General features: G+C 44.8%; 2 protein-coding genes. Both read left to right on the top strand.

Annotated elements, in window-relative coordinates; genetic code table 11:
- Positions 1–31 precede the first annotated feature (31 nt).
- A complete protein-coding gene (gene ispF / locus LD39_RS19970; RefSeq protein ID WP_052158976.1) occupies positions 32–1,174 on the top strand; it encodes a 2-C-methyl-D-erythritol 2,4-cyclodiphosphate synthase in 1,143 nt (380 codons plus the stop codon).
- A 59-nt stretch (positions 1,175–1,233) separates the two neighbouring features.
- The coding region (locus LD39_RS19965; RefSeq protein WP_035552616.1) for a glutamate--tRNA ligase at positions 1,234–1,714 on the top strand (481 nt) is incomplete at its 3' end.

Below are 1,714 nucleotides of genomic sequence, written 5' to 3'. Positions count from 1 at the left end.
GATTATACTTGCGGCGGGGCAAGGGAAGCGGATGCTCGCCGGAAGAAACAAGCAATTCCTGATGATCGATCAGCAGCCGTTGATTCTACATACGTTATCTGTTTTTGATGCAGATGACTGGTGTGAAGAGGTTGTGTTAGTTACGAATGATCAGGAGCGCTCGCAAATGGAAAATTTACTTCAATCATCTTCGATACGAAAGAACATCCAATTGGTTGATGGCGGGGCAGAGCGTCAAGACAGTGTTTTTGAGGGCTTACGTGCGATACGGAATACAGATCTTCCTGTATTTATCCATGATGGTGCACGTCCTTTTGTCAAAGTAGATCGGCTGCATGAATTAGCGCAACGCTCCACGGAGAAGCAAGCGGCCTTACTAGCTGTGCCCGTGACGGATACAATCAAGCAGAAACAGGGAGATCACCTTGAAACGCTGGACCGTAAAACCCTGTGGGCAGCACAAACGCCTCAAGCTTTTTCCTATTCTTTAATTTATAAAGCGCATCAACAGGCGAGGGAACGTGGATACTATGGAACAGATGACGCCTCTCTCGTTGAACAGTTAGGCAAGGAAGTTGCTATCGTTCAAGGAAGTTATGACAATATTAAGCTGACAACCCCTGAAGACTTACATAAAGCAGAATCTTATGTGAAAAATCAACGTGAGAGAAAGGCGGAGGATCCATCCATGTTTCGAATTGGACAAGGTTTCGATGTACATCAGTTAACAGAAGGACGGAAATGTATCATTGGAGGAATTGAGATCCCTTATGAAAAAGGCCTCCTCGGACATTCGGACGCTGATGTTTTACTTCACACCATTGCGGATGCCTGCTTAGGAGCAATCGGTGAAGGCGACATTGGCAAGCACTTCCCTGATACCGATCCTGAATTTAAAGATGCCGATTCTGGTAAGCTGTTGCAGCATGTGTGGCAGATTGTCAAAGATCGCGGGTTTGATTTAGGGAATATGGATTGTACGATTATTGCTCAGGCTCCCAAAATGGCTCCCTATATCGAGGAGATCCGAAGCAATATCGCTGTGCTCTTAGATACTGAATCAGGGCGTATCAATGTCAAAGCGACCACAACAGAGAAGTTAGGGTTTACTGGACGTAAAGAAGGGATTGCTGCTCAAGCCGTCGTCCTTTTGCAAAATAATCAACAATTTTAAACAAAAAATGATAAAATAATAAAAGGAAATTAGACCGGAACGATGAAAGGAGAACAATTATGTCGAATGAAGTACGTGTGCGCTATGCACCTAGTCCAACAGGAAATCTCCATATCGGAAATGCAAGAACAGCCCTGTTTAATTATTTGTATGCTAAAAATGCTGGAGGAAAAATGGTTATCCGCATTGAGGATACAGATGAAAAGCGTAATGTAAAAGGCGGAGAAGAAAGCCAGTTAAATTACCTGAAGTGGTTAGGGATCGAATGGGATGAAAGCCCGAATAAAGGCGGCGAATACGGACCTTACCGTCAGATGGAACGCCTTGACTTATACAAGGAATATGTTGATGAACTCCTTGAGCGCGGATTAGCTTATAAATGTTACATGACAGCTGAAGAGCTTGAAGCTGAACGTGAGGCTCAAATCGCTCGAGGCGAAGCGCCGAAATATTCCGGTGCTCACAGTAATCTTACCCAAGAGGAGATCGACCAATTCGAAGCGGAAGGCCGCGAGCCAAGCATTCGAATTCGAGTTCCTG

Source organism: Halobacillus sp. BBL2006 (assembly GCF_000786645.1).
GTDB lineage: Bacteria > Bacillota > Bacilli > Bacillales > Halobacillaceae > Halobacillus.
Note: the sequence above shows the minus strand (reverse complement) of the source record. Positions and strands in the feature narration are given on the sequence as shown.